We start from the raw sequence: 20,923 nt of genomic DNA, 5'->3' as shown, positions 1-20,923 counted from the left end.
CTCCTGTCTCTTGTATAAATCGTTGCTAATCTTATATAATAGCAAGTCTTATGCCAAAATTTTCAGACAAAAGCAACGGAGAATAAGGATAAAAAGTAGAATTTTATGGATGTAAAGGGGTATAAGTAGGTAATCAATAGATTAAAAAGAAGTTGGTTTAAAAAATGACAAGAATAAAAAGTAAAAATTCTAGCATATTGAAAGGAAATACACTAGAATTTGTTAACTTTAGGGCAAAAGATGTTAATATTAGGGCACATCTGGCGATATATTGTATTTAACAATTTTTTTCTGCAGAGTTTGGCGGGGAATTTTTAACAATCGAGCGGCCTCTGATACATTACCTCCAGTTCTTCTTATTGCATCGGAAATCAAGCTTGTCTCCAGTTCACCTACTGCATCCTTCAAAGGAACCAAATCCGTATCTAGTTTTCTTTCCTGCTGTTGAAGCCCTAAGTTCATACGATGTTGAACATGATGAAGATCGATGGTGGTATCGGATTCATCAAGGATATTCATGGCATGCTCAATGAGATGCTCCAGTTCCCTTACATTACCAGGCCAATGGTATTTATCAAAAACTTTACAAGTCTCCTTTGATACACTTTTAATATTTTTATTCAATTGTTTATTATACTTATGAATAAAAAAATTGAGAAGTAAGGGGATGTCTTGTTTTCTTTCCCGAAGAGGTGGAATCTTAAAATCAATGACACAGAGACGATAATAGATATCTTGTCTCAATCTACCTTCTTCCACACACTTTTTTGGACAATCATTAGAAGCTGATAGGAGTCGCACATTGGATTTTCGCTCTTTTTTATCTCCTAGCCGTCTGACATAACCATCTTGAAGTACTCGAAGAAGTTTCCCTTGTAAGTGAATGGGCATAGAATTAATTTCGTCTAAAAATAAGGTGCCTCCTTCGGCCAACTCAAATAAACCAGGGGTATCATAGGCTCCTGTAAAACTTCCTTTTGTTGTTCCAAATAAAAGGCTTTCCAACAAATTATCAGGAATGGCAGCACAGTTTTGTGCAACAAAAGGACCCTTTGCAAATTGACTTTCATTATGTAGAGCATGGGCGAAAAGCTCCTTCCCTGTACCAGTCTCCCCGTGGATGAAAACAGGAGAGGTACTATTAGCGATTTTCTTAATAAGATATTTAATTTCTTTAATCGAGCTATGATCTGAAAGAATATCATCTAAAGTAAAACGGGCCTGATGAGGCATAAAATGCTTTTCAATAATGTTTCTATCTTTAAAAAAATTACTATCAATCTTAACTTCATGATGACTTTGATTCTGCTCCTTATATTTTGTAATATCTCGAGAAAGCTCGATGGCACCCATAATCATGCTATTAGAACGAATAGGAAGAGAAATGTTCATGGTATGGATGGTTTCGCCTGTGTAGTTAATGATTTTTTGTCTTTTCTTATAAACAGGAATCCCTAATTCCATCGATTTTACTAAAGTACTGTTGCTATAGTCTATGTTTTTAAAAACATCATATATTTTTTTGCCGATGATAAAGTTCTCCTCTATAACACCAGGGTTAAATGCTGGATTGAATTTTACAGAGAATAAAATGGTTCCAGAAGTATCGACAATAGATATACCATCCATATACTCCATTTCCTCTAAAAAGCTTTTCGGATTTTTTCTCATAAAACTCCTCCCCAAAATAAACTTATCTACAATTATACCAAAAAAACGACTAAAATTGACATGAACATTTTTAATCGTGGTATATAAATATATTAAAAGAGGGGACAAGTTATACATAAAAAATCACGGACCAGCCATAAAAGGACAGGTTTTTTGTTCCACAAATCTCTTTATTTCAGAAGGAAAGCCCTGCAGGAGATCTCCTGCAGGGCTTTTATAAGGAAGAAAATTTAGTAAGTTTTGGTTTTAATTGTTAGCGTGCTATAGGCTTTGTCCACTGCTTCTCCTGACACATCTGCCTCGAAGAATTCAGAAACGTACTTCAACGCGTCTACAACGAAGTCTTCAAAATCTTGGAGGCGACTATCATCTTCAGCGATATCTCGCCATTTGTTTTCTTCTTGGAAGAAATCTCCCTCTAGTTTCACATCAAGGCGGTTGCTTTTTTCAGAGAGCTTATAAGTGAAATCGAAACTACTATCAAAGGTTCCATAATTTTTATTTAAGTACTTTTCCATATCCTGTAGTAAATCATAGGAACGAATATTGCCCTTCTCTATACTAAAGCGGAAGATTTCATTGGTTTTACCTGTATTTAGGATTCTGCCATTGACAGAGATACCATCATAGACATCATAGATTTCCTCCTTAAGATCTTTTAGATAATCCATCTTATCCTCTAAATCCCATCGATAGAAGATATCAGTATTACAAGTGATCGTTAAATCAACATCCTTGCGGTTTGCCACTACCTCATAGCGGAAGCTGACACTTCTAAAACGATACAGATGTTTATCCAATGCCTTTTCTAGTTTTGCTGTATCAACCTTTTGAGAGGAGCTGCCTTGATCACCATGATCCTCAAAATCAAAGTCAAGCTTGCCATCTATTGTATCAAAAAGAATATAAGTATAATCCTTACTGGAAGGTGTGTTACGGATAGAACCGCTGATGTCAGCATAGGGATCATACAACTCTTTTATAGCATCAAACATGTCCTCTATCCAATTTTCTATAGTACTTCTCTTAATACCATCAAAATCATCAAAGACTTTACTTGGATAGGTAATACTGAGGCGATAGCTACTGTCCCTAGAATGGCTGAGAGAAATATTCATCTCAATTCCCTCAAAGTCCTCAAAATAATCTCTTAAGTAGCCTTGCATTTTAGATATGGAAAGAATATTTCTATAAGGATAAGCTGCCTTTTGATTTCTTTCCATTTCTTCCTTTTTGATCTCCAAATCTTTTTCAAGCTTTGTCTTTGTTTCATCTCTTTGGTCTAAGAGATTTCCTCCAAAGGCTAAGTAATTTTTACTAGCGAAATTGCTATCAGTTATCTTCAGGAGGCTTTCCTCTGGAAGATATTCAAATACCCAATAGAGAGCATCTCCTAAATCTGTGATAGGCATATAGATCTCTTCATCAACCATAAAGGGCTCCTTTAACATAGTAAAGGAAGTGCCGTCAATTTCTAGACCAGCATGGCTAAACCAAGCGGCAACAGTTCGCTTCACCACTGGATTTTGTTCCACCACCTTGGTCTCTGTCTTTATGGTAGAGGAGGGCCTTTTAGAGGTATAATCATCATCTGTTTTGTTATCTAAAAAATCAAAAAGAACAACCTCTTCTTCGGTATCGCTGTTAATAATCTTACCATAAGCATCTATTGGTCCATCGTAACTTCGAAGCACTCTTTCTAGGCGATCCAAATAGTTTCGCTGGGTAGTAGTGCTCCAGTCATAGAAGTTTTCATCATCAAAATATACAATCAAATCAATATCGTGGCGATTGGCATTTACTTTATAGTCAAAGTCTACACTGCTGTAGGTAGGTAGATTCTTTTTTAAATGCTTCTCCAATCTCGCTTCATCTATATCGATACGATTGCTATTACTGCGGTTACTGCTGGAGGTAGAGGAATCAAAACTATAGTTGAGACGATCTCCGCTGGTATCAAAGGAAACATGGGTTCTGTAGGGAGAAGCATTATCGCGGATATAACCATCGATACGAGCGCTATCATCATAGAGATGTCTTACAGTATATAAAATATCATCTAACCATTTCTCAACTACTCTTCTGGAGAGATCATTAAAGTAACTACTGTCTCCACTGGGGAGAGTAATATAGAGACGATAACGATAACTACTATCGTGACGGAAATCTATGGTCATAGAAATTCCATAGAACTTCCCAAAATAATCCTGTAGATAGGTTTCCATTTCCTTTACAGAGTCTATTTTCTTATAGGGAAGCCCTGTCTCCCCATTTAGAACCTCATCTTTCTCCTGCAGCTGTTGGTTTAAAACTTGGATTTCATAATCCTTCTGCAGTAAATTTCCTGCTAAAGTCCTAGCATTGGCGTCCTGCAATATATCGCCAGTACTAATCTTGACTATATTATTTGTGGCATCATACTGGCTATTGAGATAGAGCCATTGGGATAGGTCTTTAATCGGTACATAAACCTCCCCTTCATAAATAAAGGGCTCCCGAACCAGTGGTATGGAAGTATTATTTATGTTAAGTTGTATATTGCTAAATTCTCCTGTAATATTTCTACGATAACTCTGTCCATAGACAAAAGGTTGAAAGGCCAGGAGGATGAAAAGCACACTTAACAAAAGACATATTTTTCGCTTCATTGACAGTACTCCCTTCTTTATTATCTTCTATATAATTATATCGGAGAAAAGCCAAGAAAACTATAGCTTTTTTTCCATTACTTACCTTCACTACTTACGACCTATTGCTACATATTTTTCATTTTTATTACAATTAAAATAGAAAGGAAGGAAATATAAGAAATATATGGTATAATTACCATAATTAATTATGGAAAAATATTCTACTGAATATTATGGCGAATTTTGCCGATAAAAGAATATAAAGGTAGATAGACGGAGGGATAAAAATGCGGAGAAAAATGGCAATTATATTATTAATGGCTATGATAATGCAATTGATACCAGGAGTTGGGTTTATGGAGTATAGTTATGCCGATATACCCCCTAGTATTGACAGCATAGAGATAGAAGAAATTGTTAGTGTAGTGAATGACCAAAAAGTTAGCTCCTATCGAGTTATTTTTAATGGATACAATGTTAGACAGATACAGGCTATCCGAGTGAGAGAAATAAATTCATCTCCAGACCCATATCAAGTAGCACGAACAATCGGTCCAGCCCAATGGACTGTATTGGACGATAGCAACTTGGTGGCGGAGAATATCACCACTTTGACAGGCTTTTTTGGACAGGTTTTAGATAAAGATATTAAGCTTGGTATCGTTTATGACGGAGTAGAAGTTGATTACATACCTACGAATACCTTTAAAATTCCCAGTGAGAACCTTCCCGCCATTAACAGGATTCATAATGGGAATCAGTGGATAGATCCTCCTGATTGGCCTGCCAATGTTATAAAAGAAGCTGGTAATATCATGACATTAGAGGGAACAAACTTCTCTAATTTCTCAGACTATTCTCTTTGGATTCAAGGGACTGGATCCCCCAGCAAGGTAAACAGTTATAATGTTGTAGATAATACTGTAACTGTGGATACAGGACAAGCAAGTGTGCCTATAGGCAACAACATGAGAATAATTCTAGAAAAGAGCTTAGGGACTGTTACCATGCGGTATCGATTGGAAAATGCAATCAGTATCATCAGACCTTTGGATCTTGGAGAGGTTGATGAAATAGATATCTCCCCCTTGAAGGGTACCCAAGGAACTTTAGTAAGGATAAAAGTACCAAAATACAACGAACTGATTAATCCTCAGACTAAGGTGTATATCGGTGGGGTAGAAGCACCTAGAAATATTGTGGTTGCTGAAGGTAGGGACGGTACTTTTACCTACACGGAGAACGGGGTAGACAAAAAGGGTTTAGAGGTCATTGTTCCCCAGATGGCGGTGGAGGGACCAAAACAGATTATCATTCAAAACTATCTTGGAGATATCTATGTGCACAATAAAACCTTTTATTATTATACCGCAGACTATCCAAGATTGAGGGTAATAAGCACATTGCCTACATCCGGACCAGTAGGAAGAAGGAACAATATAGATTTTATTAACATAAGAAATGCTGTAGCGATACACAACCTAGAGGGTATTAATCAAGATACAGAGGTCACTGTACGAATAGCAACAAAAGACACCTTAAAGCATACCCCTTTTAAAACTGAAGCAGCACAAAATTCAAACTTATTATTTATTCAATACGAATTTGAGAAGGACGGAAGTACACACTTTATTGAACGTAGAATTTCCCTTACGATTGGACTGCCAGCAGAAATTACGGGGATTTCTGGGTTGCCTGGAAACCCGGTTAAACTTTCGGATTTGCCTTTAACAACGGATATGACTGCCATAACCGCTGCTGTAGGGACCGCAGGTAATGCCACTGTAAGGGTTCGAACAGAAACCGTACTGGTTAGTGGATCTGATCCTGACAATGAACTGGAATATGTGGTGGAACAGGCACCCTCTGTAGCCGCAGAGACCGTATATTATAATTTTATTGCCGATGAAACAACCCCTGTTATCACCAATATTATACCAAGTCAAGGTGCCTATGACAAAGATATAGTAGTAACCATAGAAGGACAGAACTTTAATGTTCGACATGTTGGAGGAGAAACATACTATCCTACCATAATTATTGGAAAAAATGGAAGATATAAAGTAATTAATGAAAAGGGTATGTTTTATAGTGACACATCCGATGGGAACTATGATAATACAAATGATGACAATATTTTTTATGGTTATAACAGCAATGGTGACTTGATTGATAGAACAGAAAACTATGTATCTATGACAGTTCTAGATCAAAATGGGAATGTGGTAGAGGGTCAGCTCCGTACCAGTGGAACCCGAATCAAACTTACAATTCCAGGAGATGACATAAGAGGTTATTATACAGGTGCGGCGGATGTAATAATAAGAAATCCTACTGCATCAGGAGAATTAGGAACTGCTGGTACCAAACAAAACGCTTTTGAATATCTGCCTAAGGCTAGTATAGAACCAACAATTACCTCAGTAATACCTGACAAGGTGCCAGTAGGCAGCAGAGAAAAAGTGACGGTAACTGGAAGCAACTTTCAACAAAACATGATTATCAGTGTAGACGGAGAGATTGTGCAAAACCCTGTTATTAATGTAGCAGCAGGAACCATACAATTTAACGCTCCTGATGGAAGAGCTGGAAAAACCTTTTTACAAATCATTATTCCTGCAACGGGAGGTATGGCTAGTCACCCGTTTGAGTTTATCCGTACCTATAGTAGTCCATATATTGAGAAAGTTATTCCCAATGAAGCAGGAAAAGACAGTCTTGTTATTATTAAAGGAAGCGGTTTTTACAAAGCAGATTCACAGGGACAAACAGAAGAGTTTAAAAAAGGCAGCACAGTGCTTATAGATGGTAAAGATGTTAACAAGAGCTATTCTCCAATAACAGGTAACGCTACGGCTTTTGTTCATCCAGTTACGGGAGAGACCATTAGAGACGACAATGGAAATCCTATTTTAACCTACGGATCCAACATAGCTGTTATAGACGATAAAACCATCTATATGATTGTACCGGATCCCAAAGATAGTTCAAAACCCTTCTTTATGAATGAATGGTTAGATATAACAGTGCTTAACCCTGACCTTGGAAAACATACTTTAACTAAAGGGTTTAGATTTATAGACGTAGCGAAAAAGCCTACGATTACCTCGATCACACCTACTTTGGGAGATTATAGAGGCGGCAACATTGTGCAAATAGAAGGAAGAGACTTCGTAGAAGGAGTGAAAGTATACTTTGGCACACAAGAGGCTCAGGTTTATCGCAGAAGCAATGTTGGACAAACCCTATGGGTTTATGTTCCAGCCTATCCCAACAACCTTCAGGATAACAACAAGGCAATTGTTCCAGTGACAGTGATAAATCCTGACAATGGTTCCTTTACAAAATATGATGGTTACACCTATGTAAATCCAGGGTATACACCTAAGATTACAAAACTCAGTCCAAACACAGGAAATACAGCAGGTGGAGATAGAATTTTAATTTCAGGAGAAAACTTTAGAAGTGTTACGGGCAGCGTATATGCAGGAGGTATGGTAAAACCAGATGTGTATTTTGGCGGAATCAAAGTGAAACCAGAGGATGTAACCTTTGTGCTCTCTCCAAATGATACTGGTGAGGGAACAAAAACCTCAGATATGATTATTGTTGAAAGTACTCCTGCAAATCCAGCTGGCAAAGTGGATGTTACAGTGATTAACTATGATGGGGCCACTGCCACCTTAAAAAATGGATTTGAATATGTTTCAAGAAAACCAACCATTACTCAAATTCTTCCTAACCAAGGTAGCCTTTTAGGTGGTGGAGAAATCACCATTATAGGAAAGGATTTTGTTGAAAGAGGATTACATGTTGTCTTTGGAAATGAAATTGGAAAACAGGATATATTATCGGGGCAGGCTACTGTTAAGGTAGGAGATATTATTGTACACTACAATGCCTTTGCTCCAGATGAAAACATCAAGCTTTATTATAAAAATTTCGATCCACAAAACCCTGACGAAAATCGTTTAAATGTTTTTGTAGAGGGAGAAACCACAAGAAGCAGCAGTTTCGACCTTCCGGATGATGATTTTCAAATATTCCGTTTACCTTGGAAAACCATAGCTCAGGAACAAGGAGAACCAGATAAGGAAGTGTGGGGAGATGAGAAGGTAAAGGTAGAATTGAATGGTTCGGAATTAGTGGTTACAAGAAGACTCGGAATTGTCCAGCGGGTAGAGGGTTCTGAAAGAATCGTCTTAAAAATACCCCCTGCTGCTGCCACAGGAAAAATAAAACTAACAGTTTATAACCATGATGGCACCAACGTTTCTGGAGACTTCACCTATACCAGTCCCTATCGACCACCTATCATTACACAGATTATACCTACTACTGATGTGGATGGGGTAAATGTGGAAGGAATACCATCAGAGATTAGTGTTGCTAATGGCGCCCCTAAAGGAGGCTCTCCTTTGATTATCGAGGGACAAAACTTTAGGGCAGGAGTGAAGGTCTATATAGGAGACAAAGAAGCAGAGATTAGAAGCAGGGGGCTAAATGATGATGAATTAATTATCACAGTCCCTGAAGCAGCTGATGGGACAGTAGGTCCTTATTTAAGAATTATGGTAAAAAACGAAGATGGCGGTACCGGTTATGGTGATGTGGTACCAGAGGGAAGCAATCGACGACCCTATTACTTCCAATACATTGTAGAGGGTAGTAGTCCTACCATTAGTTCAATAGATCCCAACAAAGGACCTATCTCTGGTGGCACAAAGATTACCATTAAGGGAAATGAGTTTAAAGATGAAGATTCTCTAGGAGCTAAGAAGGATGTAAGAGTATTTATAGGAGGCATCCCAGTAGCACAAACAGATGTAACCTATATTGACTATAACACCTTAGAGGTGAAGGTCCCAAAAGGAAAATTAGGTACCCAAACAGTAGAAGTGGTGAATTTTGATTATGGTCGAGCCATAGAAACAGATGGCTTCACCTATATTAGCGAACCAGAGATTACATCGGTGAATCCAACTAAGTTATTTACTAACGATACTGAAACAGAGGTTACCATCACTGGTAAAATGTTTTTACCAGGTGCAAAGGTGGTAATCGGGGGAAAAGTTATTAACGAAAATGATAAGACAGATGGTATGGTAGTACATGGTACAGGAATTAGAGGAGTTGACAATGAAGGGAAAAACAAGAATGTAACGGTTGTTGGGGGGATACTTGCAACCTCTGTAACCGTAGAAAATGCTGAGACCCTTAAGGTGAAATTCCCTGAAGCCTTTGACTTGGAAAGCAGCAGTATTATCATTATTAACCCTGATGGTGGTGTTTCTAAGGAATATGATGATTTCAAGCATGAGATTCCAGTCCCAATAAAACCTCTAGTACTAGAGGCCATCCCGGGATTTGAATCCACCGTACAATTGATATGGTCTGACTCAGCACCTGAAGTATTAAACGCAGCAGATAAATATGAAATTTATGCGAAAAGATCCAGCGACAGCAGCTACAGCTTTGTAGGGGATACCCAAGGAGCGGAGTTTTTGGTAAGAGGACTAGAACCTAGTACCCGTTATGATTTTATGGTAAGAGCTTTGAACCGCTATGGCAGTGCCTTAGAGTTTGCAGAGGTCAGAGTTAGAACCTTAAGCCCAAGCGAAGATGATAAGCTAAAGGATAAATTGGAGGAGCTTGAAAAGGCAGATGACAAACTGAAGAAGGAAGGAAAAGAAGAGATCGTGGATGGAGTTCTTGTAAAGACCATTGGTACAGAACAGATCGGCACCGGTACTTCTGCTTACACCATCGATTTCTCTTTAAGCCAATACAATAACCATAACAAGTTTGTCGTAGCAATCCCAGTATCCTTGTTATCCTCATTAAATAGAAACATCACGATCACTGACGGAAAGGCAAGTTTTACCTTTAGCCCTAAAAATCTTTACACCCGTGAAGTAATACAGGGGGCCAGCGGCAACCTAGAGGACGCTCACGTACAGGTTACCTTTGAAAGAGTAACTGGACAAGAAGCAGAGGGATTATACTCAGCGGTTGAAAGAACACAGAGAAGGGCTTCTGGTATCTACAGTGTAGACTTTAACCTACAGGCAGGCAAAAATAGCTCCACCATTAGACAAATGCTGCAAAGTGGAAATTTATCCATGACCTTTGATGCTAAGGCTTATCCAAATGTCGACAGCAGCAAACTATTTGTAGGAAAATATGATCCATCTAAACACGAATTTACCAGACAAAGAAACGGCAGTGCAGCCACTGTACAGGAACCAGCAAAATTTATGCTGATTGCCGATAGATAAAAAAGATATGTAGGGGCGTGGTTTCCACGCCTGTAGTAAGAGAGAACAAGGGGATTAGCAGAGCCATGGGGACTGTCCAACTGTCTTGCTAGGTTTTCAGCAAGACTGAGGGACTGTCCCCATGGCGTAGCGGAGCACAAAAACATGACAAACGAAACGTCCCCTTGTCTTGCATGGAGTCATGGGGACTGTCCCCGTGGCGTAAGGTGGTTATATTCAACCTGAAACTTAAGAAAGAGGAGGGCTACTATGCTATCCCCATACAAAAAAATATCCATTGTGTTAATAACGATTATCCTACTACAGCTTATTCCTTACCAAGCCTTTGGATTGGAGGCACTAACCCCTCATCCTACCTACAACGGCTTGGAAAATGGGGAAAAGCTGTATCAAAACATACAATTTAATGATATAGAAAACCACTGGGGAAAGACAGCTATCCAAGAAGCGGCTGCTCTATCTCTTATGACGGCAGCTGCAAACCAGCAGTTTCAACCAAATAACTCCTTAAGTCGTCTAGAGGGGTTGACCACCTTGGTAAAGGCCATGGGTCTGGAGGAAGAAGCTCAGCGGTTAGGAGAACAACAGGCACCAGCAAACCAACGGAATATTGTCATACTAAGTACAGCTGATCACTGGGGAAAGGGATACCTACAGGTGGCATTGCAAAATGGTATCGTGACACCTCAGGAAGCCAATCAAATCACGAACCTGACTCCACAGCAGATAGAAAATCTACAGGAACAGGTAGATGATCGTATGACTGCCTATGAAGACAGAGACTTAACTCCAGCAGAATTAACCAATCTTCAAAACCAAATTAGAGATCAGTTGGAGACTAGAGCCACATGGGGGCAGCCTGTAAGTCGCCAGCAAATGGCAGCATGGATGGCTAGAGCCTTGAATCTAGAAGGTCTATACGCCAACAATATGCTGAAGATTAATCAATTCAACGATAGGACACAAATAGATACAGAGAAGCTTCCTTTAGTAGAGGCAATACTCCAAAAGGAAATCATGTCTGGTACCTCCGATACCAACTTTTCCCCTAGACAATCGGTGACAAGGGGAGAAATGGCCCGTATGATAACCAAAGTGCAAGAGGAGTTATTAGAAACAAGGGGACTCATAAAAAAGGAAGGAGAAATTCTTTCCATAGAGGACCTGCAGCATGAAGGAGCAGGGAAAAAGGTATTTACCATCAACAATGATGACAATAGTAAAAACCTCATTGTAACGGGAATCTTCAAAGATGGAACGAGAACCTCCAAACATGATTTTCCCGTGCAAAAACAAGGGACATTAGGGCTATCCAATACGCTGCGAAAGGGAGACTGGATTCGTTACTATATCAATCAGAACAATGAAGTCATCTATGGAGCAGTAGATACCCAACCTATGACTGAACTGGAGGGTTTTATAGAAACCATTGATACTGCAAATCAACAGTTGATTATGACAGATTTTCAAAATAAACGACATATCTTACAGACACAGCCAGCCGCCAAAATACAAATTAATGGCAAAGATACCTCTTTAGCAGATCTGCTATACGGCATGGAGGTGGCAGTAACCCTAAAGAACAATAAGATCACTGATATCCAAGGCTATTTGGAGGAAGACCCAGACCGACATGGTTATATCCCTCCTGGCACCCGAGTCAAAGTGGGAGATGTGCTGTTTATCAGCAGTGATACAGTAGAGATAAATCATGGTGGCAATAGAGAAAGATATAAAATAACTACCAATACCCGTATATTGAGAAGTGAAAGACCCGCCAATCTGTTTGAGATAAAGACCGGCGATAGGGTAATGCTTTTCTTCGATGATATCTATAGTCCAGATATCGCCACCATCAGGGTGGAAGATCACGAACGACATCTTGATGGCATTTATCGAGGACAGATAGAACAGATAGACCAAAGAAACAAAGAAGTCATTCTTAAAAATGTTTACACCTATCAACAGGGAAAATGGACAAAATACTCTCAAGATCAGGTGAAGCTAAAGGCAGAGGGAGACCTCTTATACGAAGGGTCAACAAAGGTTTCCTTGAAGGATTTAAGCAGCAGAAAGGATCAAGAGGCCTATGTGGCGGTGGAAAACAGCTATGGGGTACCAAGAATAGCAAAACTACTATTAAAACAAGGTTCCTCCACACTACACCAAAGTACCATCAGCGATATTCAATACGGTACCAGCAGAATGGTGGTAGACAATGTAGGCTTTACCTTCCATGAAGGAACCATCGTAGTACAAAACAATCGCTTGGTGGATATGCTGAATCTAGATTTAAAACAAACAGTACATGTAGTAGGGGATGTTGCCAGAGGCAACCGAAATGCCTCCTTTGTCTCCATCGAATACACCGGCATGCTGGAGGAACGCATCGACCAAACACGATTAGTGATCTACAGAGGTACTGTGGCGGATATCTATGACTACGGCATTACCTTGGGAAGACTAGGCTATCGATTGGATTATCTGAAGTTAGAAGATAACCAGTGGACAGAAACTTCTGGAAGAAGAAGACTAACTTTATCAGAGGATACCTTTATCTTTGATAGCGAGCTAAAGAAGGAAATAGAATCTACTTACTTTATTGATACACGTTTCATTGATCCTGAGGACATAGAGGACAGAGAACTTCGTAGACGCATAGAAAACAACTTCTACCTAGGAAAAGGTGCTTATTTCGTTGTAAGAGAAACCGATATGGATGGGGAAACCTATGAAGAGGTACTGGCACTGAACTTGACGCCTAAAGCTATCCATGAGGGAGGAAAACTTCATATCGAACACAGTGCTATAGGTGAAATTGGAGATATCAATATAGACAATGAAACCATTACGTTAAACAATGTAAAACTCTGGAACAGCCTCAACAAACGTTGGGAGACATCTAGAACGGGTGAAACCATCAGCACAGATAGGGCAGTTATTCTTCTAAATGACACACCAATCAACAAAGATGAGCTTCATAAGTTGAGAAGTAAGGCAAAAGCCTATGTAGTGAAAAGCAAAAATGTCTCCACCGGCGATGATGCCTACGTCATTATAGTAGAACAGTAAGATATATAGAAGGAGCTAGTTAGTTAAGGGTTAAGGAGCTTAAATCCTTTCCCTCCAACTAACAGAGCCACGGGAACGAAGCCATGGGGACTGTCCATATGGCACACGTTTCTCAGTGTGCCGGAGGGACTGTCCCTGTGGCGTAGTACAGCAACCATGTAGGGGCGGGGTTCCCCCGCCCGAATACTCTAAGGGGGAAAAAACATGAAAAAAAGAACAACCCAAATCCTATTAATGTTCCTACTAATACTATCCTTTATTACACAAAGCTATGCCTTAGAAATCCCCGGCTATGAAGGGGGCATACAAAATCAAACCACCTACAAAGAGGTGATTTTTATCACGGGAGAACCCATTGTATTGGAGGGAACAGTAACCATCAGAGACCATGGAGACCGCATCACCTATACCTATAGAAAATTGGCCAATCCTAAAATGAATACAACCTTGACAAGAAATGTTACCTTAACAAGGGAAACAACCACCGACGGAAAGGATCAAAAACAAGAGGTATTAACCCTAGATAAATATAAGGAAACCATCAATGCCAACGGCGTTAGATATGAAACTGATGAAGAACAGTATCCTTGGAGTAAAGCCATGGTCTTTCATGAAAAGCCAGGGGCCACCTATTTTGCTGGCAACTGGGACGGAAGAAAAACCTACACCATCAATAAAAACCAAGGCACTGTAAACGTAGAATCTCAAGGAACGGTGGTGGGATATGACCACAACTGGGGAGCTACCAATACCCAAAGTATAGTCCACTTTATTGAATACAATAGAAGAATCAATAATGCAGATAATGGGGGAGAAGACGTTTCTTGGGAAGGAACAGCAGAAGTAAATGTAGTTCATAATCGTACCAAGGACTACCATTATGAAGCCAATACGCCTACACAAATCAGCTTTAGGGGAGGCTACCTAATAACAGAAAAGGAAGAAAACATTGTAAAATACAGCTATGACCTACCACGCGTAGCTGAGGACGGTAGTGTTTTAAGGGGAAGAAATTCTAGCTCCAGCAGCTTCACCCTGGATACCAATCCGATAAACAAGCGACTTAGCATCCCGACATTAACAGATATCTCTGGTCATGCAGCAGAAAAGGATATATTACTCCTAGCCAGTCTAGAGGCCCTGTACCCCAGCGGTAGTAACTTTGGTCCATCCCTCCCCATGAGTAGAGGAGAGTTTGCCAGGGCATTAGGGGTAATTCTAGGGATAGAGAAACAACAGGAGGAAACAACCAGAAGAAGAACCATCCAAGCTCAGGAACCTTCTACACTCTTTGTAGACGTACCTGCTGTGGACCCGAACCAACCTTATATTGAAGCTGTATTTGAAAAGGGTATTATGAAAGGCATAGGACAAGATCACTTTATGCCTAACCAAAGCATTACCAAGGCAGAGGCAGTGGTAGCTATCATCAAGGCTATAGGCTTTGAAAACCTAGCCCCTATTCAGCAATACTCCACTGGCTATAGAGATGACCCAAGCATTCCCCTTTGGGCAAGAGATGCCATCTACTTAGCTACAGAACTGGAATTACTGGAAGGTAACACCAACGATTATTTCCAACCCAACAGAGCTTTAACTAAAACAGAGGCAGTGGATATGCTGACAAGATTAATCAACTACCTACAAAAAGATATACGTTATGATTATAGAGAAAGAATCTTAAATTATTAAATCAAAAATAGCTTGAAAAAAAATATAGAAAAAAGATATAATGATAAAGTATATAAGACAAATTATCTATTTTACATTTCAATTTCCCCTAGAGCTGTCCCCTTGTGATGCATGGATTGGGGGAAAAGCTATTTGTCTAATGATGGGTATGAAAGGGGGTCGCCTGCATTGGAAGAAAAGATGTTTCTAATGTTAGAAAAGATTTATGGTGAATTACAAGAAGTCAAAGGCGAAGTAAATGGTTTGAAAGGTGAAGTCAAAGAAAACAGCAAGAGGTTGACTGGTGTAGAGGGTCGATTAACGAAACTAGAGACAAAAGTAGAGAACCAAGTGATTGATAAAATCGATGTTCTCTTTGACGGATATGTACAAAACACAGAAATTAGCAAAAGGATAGAAACGAAAGTAGATTACTTAACAGATCAAGTAGAAAAACAAGAATTAGAAATAAGGGTCATTAAAGGGGGAAGGTAGCATTTCTCTTCCCCTTTTAGGGTGACCCTTCCCTTTTTGTTATGTACAATAATAAAGCAATGATAAAAATTGATGTATTAAGAAAATTAGATATTGACATAATAACTAAATGTAGGATAAACTACTATAGTTGTTATGCATAAGAAAAATAAGCACCCAGTTAGGGTGCCCTCAAGAAGGTCACCCCTTATATAGGTGACCCTTCTCTTTTTTTGTTGTGATTTTACTATTTTTACCATGGGGATTTTCGGAATGTCTCTCTCACTTTTCGGTAAAGCTGAGGGTGAAATGACACTTGGAGAATTGAGGGGAGACGCGGCGACTGCACGAAGCCACGGGGACTGTCCATCTGGTTTATGTTCCCCAGCGAAGCCATGGGGACTGTCCATCTGGCTCACGTTTCCCAGTGAGCCCGAGGGACTGTCCCCGTGGCGTAGCGAAAATAAGCATGGCGTAGCGAGAACAGAACGGAAGATCAAGTATATAAAGGGATAAGGGGACAGTTTACCTGCCCCATGTCCCATGGTATATATCATAATTTAAATTGATTTATATAGGAAAGGATGAAACCATATGTCAACAAAATACATCTTTATCACAGGAGGGGTAGTGTCCTCCTTAGGAAAAGGCATCACTGCTGCCTCACTAGGACAGCTTTTAAAAAGCAGAGGATTAAAAGTAACCATTCAAAAATTTGACCCCTATCTAAACATTGATCCCGGTACCATGAGCCCCTATCAGCATGGAGAAGTATTTGTGACAGAGGATGGTGCCGAGACAGACCTAGACTTAGGTCACTATGAAAGATTCATCGACATTAACCTAACCAAGTTCAGCAGTGTAACCTCTGGTAAAGTTTACTCCGCCGTCATCAACAAAGAACGTAAGGGAGACTACCTAGGGGGAACTGTACAGGTGATTCCCCATATCACCAACGAGATTAAAGAAAGAATCTACCGTGTAGGCAAGGACGGAAACTTTGATGTGGTTATTACAGAGGTAGGAGGAACCGTTGGAGATATCGAAAGTCTTCCCTTCCTAGAGGCTATTCGCCAAATTAAATATGAGGCCGGTAGAGAAAATGTAATGTACATCCATGTAACCCTTGTACCTTACTTAGGAAAAGCAGGAGAGCTAAAGACAAAACCTACCCAGCATAGCGTAAAAGAACTAAGAAGCATCGGTATCCAACCAGATGTTGTGGTATGCCGTACAGAAAAACCACTATCACAAGAAATGAAGGACAAGATTGGACTCTTCTGTAACCTTGACCCAGGCCATGTGGTACAAAACTTAGATGCCGAAAGCCTATATGAAGTACCTCTATTACTAAAGGAAGAAAAATTAGACGAAATCGTCATCAAAAGATTAACCCTACAGGCTAAAGAGGCTGACTTAGTCCAATGGAAGGAAGTCGTAGTGAAGGATAAGAATCCTAAAGGCAGAACAAGAATCGCACTAGTAGGTAAGTATGTAGAGCTAAGAGATGCCTATCTTTCTGTATCAGAGTCTTTAACCCATGCTGGTATTCATAATGATGTAAAAGTAGATATTGATTGGATACATTCAGAGGACGTTAATGAAGAGAATGTAGAGGAACTCTTAAAATCAGCAGATGGCATCCTGATCCCTGGAGGCTTTGGAGATCGAGGTGTCGAAGGAAAAATTACTGCCATCAAATATGCTCGAGAAAAGAAGGTGCCATTACTAGGTATCTGTCTAGGAATGCAGTTAGCGGTAGTGGAGTATGCTAGAAACGTACTAGGGTTAACAGATGCCCACAGCTCAGAGCTAAACCCTGAAACGACGAATCCTGTCATCGATTTAATGCCAGATCAAAAAGATGTAGAGGATATGGGGGGCACCATGCGTCTAGGACTATATCCATGTAAGGTTTATGCCGATACCAAAGCTAGAGAAGCTTATGGTGAGGACCTAATCTATGAAAGACATCGTCACCGATATGAATATAACAATGAATTTAGAGAGCAGCTAACAGAAGCAGGACTTGTCATCTGTGGCATCTCTCCTGACGAAAGATTAGTGGAAATGATCGAGTTAAAGGATCACCCATGGTTTGTAGCAGTACAGTTTCACCCAGAGTTTAAGTCTAGACCAACAAGACCACATCCGCTGTTTAGAGACTTTGTGAAGGCATCTGTTACGAAATAACAAAAAAAACAGAAAAAAATATCATAAAAATTGGAAAAATAGCAGGAATTTTTTAAAGGACATAGAATATTATGATAGTGGGACAACAAGTCCTTGCCTAATATAGTGCTATTCTCACACTAAACACTTCGATTGTCATCCTGAACAAAGTGAAGGATCTTTTAAAGTGTATTGAGCAACAAAAAGGACAAGGGGACTGAGTAGCGGAGCCATGGGGACTGTCCATCTGGCTCACGTTTTCCAGTGAGCCCGAGGGACTGTCCCCATGGCGCAGCGGTGTGAAGTAAAACACCAACAAATAACCCTGTTGTTAAAAAACGAAAAGAATTTGTAACATACTTGTAATGGTTTTTTGCTGCGATTATGTGTATAATGAATTTAGTAGCGAGGAAAACACTAATTTTACAATTATGTTACAAACTACCATCAGAAGTTGACCTATTTACAAAGAGGTGGTATAATCGTAGCTACAGGTGGGTAAATAATGACTGTACAGTTAATTGCTTCTAGATTTTACATTTACTTACTGATTCAAAAAGCTTTTAAAGGTTTTAGCCTTTAAAATATATGCTTTGGGGGGTTGAAGAAAAAACATCCTAAAGTAGAAATTAAAAAAACATTATAAAAAATAAAAGGAGGAAGAAAAAGCATGAAAAGAAAAATAGCTTTATTATTAGCGGTAGTAATGATTCTTTCATTAGTACCAATGATGTCTTTTGCTGCTAGTGACAACAGAATAAATTCTGTGCCTACGGTATCAGATGAACATGAGTTTGATTTGAGTAAAGATGCTCCACTTTTAAGAATTGAGGAAAAAGATTCTGACTGGAGCGACAAAAAACAGATAATTAGATTGAAATTAGAGAATGCAGAATGGTTAAACGAGAAAGACAATGCTAACAAGAACATCGCAAGTGCGGCTGTAATAGCCGAGGTCTATAAAAAAAGTTCTGACATAAGTTCTGTAAAAATCTACAGAGATAGTGCTACTACAATTTCCGTAGAATTTGAAGCAAAACTTGATGAGAAGGGTGAAGTGCCGAAGAAAAGAGAAGCTGTGTTAACAATTCCTATGGTAGCAGAAATAACAGATGCAGGTGAAGCTAAAGTAACTATCGAATCTGTAGATTCTGCTGTAAGTACGGGTACCTATGTATTTGCTAAATCTGCTGAAGGCAAAGCTATAGTAACTATTGATGATTCTGTAACCTTTGGCAGTGGCGAGAAAGAATTAAAAACAATTGTAATTGATGAAACAAATTCTGGTGCTTATAACGGCGACAGAACAGTAACATTAAAATTAAATGGAAACTTTGACTGGAAGGACTTGGATCTATATAACTCAATTCAATTCCGTGGAGGGTATGAAAAGTATGAGCCTGAGACTACTCCAGAAGGTTCTAGTACAAAAAACATGACATATAACTTTAAAGATGATACTTTAGAAATCAAATTCAAAAACTTAACTGATACTAAATCAGGTACTAAAGGTACCATATATATTGAAAGATTAGTAATCAAATCCAATTCAGATTCTAAATTTGGAGATGTAAATGTAAGAGTAACTGGTAAAGATATTGACTCTACTACTTTATTAGTTGCTAAATACAAAGATTATGGTGTAATTGTTGAAGCTGATGGCGATGCAAAAGAAATCGTAGCTGGTAGATTAGAATCAAGCAAAACAGATGAAGCACACGAATTACAAAAACTTATCATCAAAGAAGATATCAAGGGTTCTTGGTTAGAAAGAACAACTAAGATTGAGTTTCCAAGCTGGGTAAAAATCAGAGAGATAGAAGTGGAAAAAAGCAAAAACATGGATGATCCTACAAGTGAATTTTCTTACAACAAAAACAGAAATGAAGTTGAATTCACACCTAAGATTAAAAGCGGTGAAAAAGGCGAACTAGAGCTTATCTTCCATGTATCTGTAGAAGGTGATGCAACTGGTGACATTACAGCTTTAGTATCAGGCAAAGCTTTAGACGAAGAACAAGAAGTTAAGCTTGGAAAAGCAGTAGCTCCAATTGAAGTAAAAACAGAAGTTAAAGATGTAAAAATTGGTGTTCAAAGCCAAGAATTAGGAAAGATTACTTTAAGTGAAAATGTAGCAGGGGCCTTCATGAAGGACGAAACTGTTGTAGTTAAACTTGAAGATGACTTTAGATGGAGAAATGAACCTACTGTTAAAGTAACAGAAGGTAAAGATGATTTAAGAATCGATAGAGTCAAAGTTGACAAAGAATCCTTAACATTCAGAGTAACAAGAGAAAGTGATAAACCAGCAGTAATCGAAATCACGGATGCAAAAGTAGACTTATACAGAACATTACCAGAAGGTGAATTTAAAGTATATGTAGGCGGAAGCGCACTTGTTCAAAACTTTGAAGAACTATACGATTCTAAGAAGGACGCGGACGAGTACGATGTTTCTTTCAAAACAGAATGGGTAGCTGAGCCAGTAGTTGCTAAAGTAGTTACACCAGCTCCTGGTGATGTTACAAAAGATTCAGTTAGCTTGACAATTGGTCAAATTCCAGCAGGTGGAGATGCTGCCCCATACGTGAAAAACAACAGAACTTACGCACCAGTAAGTGCTGTAGCTCAAGCTTTAGGCGTTAGCAAGAGCAACGTTGTATGGAATGCAGAAAGCAGAACAGTAACTGTATTTGGTAACAAAACTGTTCAAATGACAATTGGAAGCACAACATTATTAGTAAATGGAACACCTGTAGTTATGGACGCAGCTCCAGAAATTACAAGCAGCAGAACATTCTTACCAATCGCTTGGTTAGCAAAAGCTCTTGATGTAGAGTATAGCTGGGATGCTGCAACACAAACAGTTACATTTTACTAAGATATAGTAAATACTAAAGATATAAGATAAAAAGAAGACTCCTTCGGGAGTCTCTTTTTACATAGTACTATAAA

8 protein-coding genes are annotated in these 20,923 nt (G+C 39.1%); 6 read left to right on the top strand and 2 right to left on the bottom strand.

Going from position 1 to position 20,923, the window contains the following annotated elements; genetic code table 11:
• Positions 1-249: 249 nt before the first annotated feature.
• Both CHB72_RS11815 and CHB72_RS11810 read right to left on the bottom strand, forming a co-directional pair.
• Positions 250-1,671: a sigma-54 interaction domain-containing protein gene (locus CHB72_RS11815; protein WP_089283083.1), complete on the bottom strand. Its 1,422-nt coding sequence runs from the start codon at positions 1,669-1,671 to the stop codon at positions 250-252.
• Positions 1,672-1,901: 230 nt separating this feature from the next.
• Positions 1,902-4,319, bottom strand: coding sequence for a hypothetical protein (locus tag CHB72_RS11810; RefSeq protein ID WP_089283082.1), 2,418 nt, complete (start codon positions 4,317-4,319; stop codon positions 1,902-1,904).
• 269 nt (positions 4,320-4,588) lie between these two features.
• Between CHB72_RS11810 and CHB72_RS11805 the strand changes: the two genes are divergently transcribed.
• From CHB72_RS11805 to CHB72_RS11775, 6 genes are all read left to right on the top strand, one after another.
• Positions 4,589-10,579 (top strand): IPT/TIG domain-containing protein, encoded by a 5,991-nt coding sequence (locus CHB72_RS11805; protein WP_089283081.1) that lies wholly within the window; start codon positions 4,589-4,591, stop codon positions 10,577-10,579.
• 249 nt (positions 10,580-10,828) lie between these two features.
• Positions 10,829-13,651, top strand: coding sequence for an S-layer homology domain-containing protein (locus CHB72_RS11800; RefSeq protein ID WP_089283080.1), 2,823 nt, complete (start codon positions 10,829-10,831; stop codon positions 13,649-13,651).
• A 204-nt stretch (positions 13,652-13,855) separates the two neighbouring features.
• Positions 13,856-15,343 carry an S-layer homology domain-containing protein gene (locus tag CHB72_RS11795; RefSeq protein WP_089283079.1) on the top strand — a complete coding sequence of 496 codons (1,488 nt, stop codon included), beginning with the start codon at positions 13,856-13,858 and terminating at the stop codon, positions 15,341-15,343.
• Between the two features lie 168 nt (positions 15,344-15,511).
• Positions 15,512-15,817, top strand: coding sequence for a hypothetical protein (locus CHB72_RS11790; protein WP_141131391.1), 306 nt, complete (start codon positions 15,512-15,514; stop codon positions 15,815-15,817).
• 573 nt (positions 15,818-16,390) lie between these two features.
• The gene (locus tag CHB72_RS11780; protein ID WP_089283076.1) at positions 16,391-17,989 is read left to right on the top strand and encodes a CTP synthase; all 1,599 of its coding nucleotides are present in this window, start codon (positions 16,391-16,393) and stop codon (positions 17,987-17,989) included.
• 649 nt (positions 17,990-18,638) lie between these two features.
• On the top strand, positions 18,639-20,849 hold the full coding sequence (locus CHB72_RS11775) for a copper amine oxidase N-terminal domain-containing protein (RefSeq protein ID WP_089283075.1): 2,211 nt from the start codon (positions 18,639-18,641) through the stop codon (positions 20,847-20,849).
• Positions 20,850-20,923: the final 74 nt, after the last annotated feature.

This window comes from Anaerovirgula multivorans, assembly GCF_900188145.1.
In the GTDB taxonomy this organism is placed as follows: Bacteria; Bacillota; Clostridia; order Peptostreptococcales; family Natronincolaceae; genus Anaerovirgula; species Anaerovirgula multivorans.
This window is presented reverse-complemented; position numbering and strand designations above follow the sequence as displayed.

Coding starts and splice junctions, on each gene's coding strand:
- CHB72_RS11810 (WP_089283082.1), bottom strand. CDS start 4,319: ATGAAGCGAAAAATATGTCTTTTGTTAAGTGTGCTTTTCATCCTCCTG.
- CHB72_RS11800 (WP_089283080.1), top strand. CDS start 10,829: ATGCTATCCCCATACAAAAAAATATCCATTGTGTTAATAACGATTATC.
- CHB72_RS11775 (WP_089283075.1), top strand. CDS start 18,639: ATGAAAAGAAAAATAGCTTTATTATTAGCGGTAGTAATGATTCTTTCA.
- CHB72_RS11815 (WP_089283083.1), bottom strand. CDS start 1,671: ATGAGAAAAAATCCGAAAAGCTTTTTAGAGGAAATGGAGTATATGGAT.
- CHB72_RS11805 (WP_089283081.1), top strand. CDS start 4,589: ATGCGGAGAAAAATGGCAATTATATTATTAATGGCTATGATAATGCAA.
- CHB72_RS11795 (WP_089283079.1), top strand. CDS start 13,856: ATGAAAAAAAGAACAACCCAAATCCTATTAATGTTCCTACTAATACTA.
- CHB72_RS11780 (WP_089283076.1), top strand. CDS start 16,391: ATGTCAACAAAATACATCTTTATCACAGGAGGGGTAGTGTCCTCCTTA.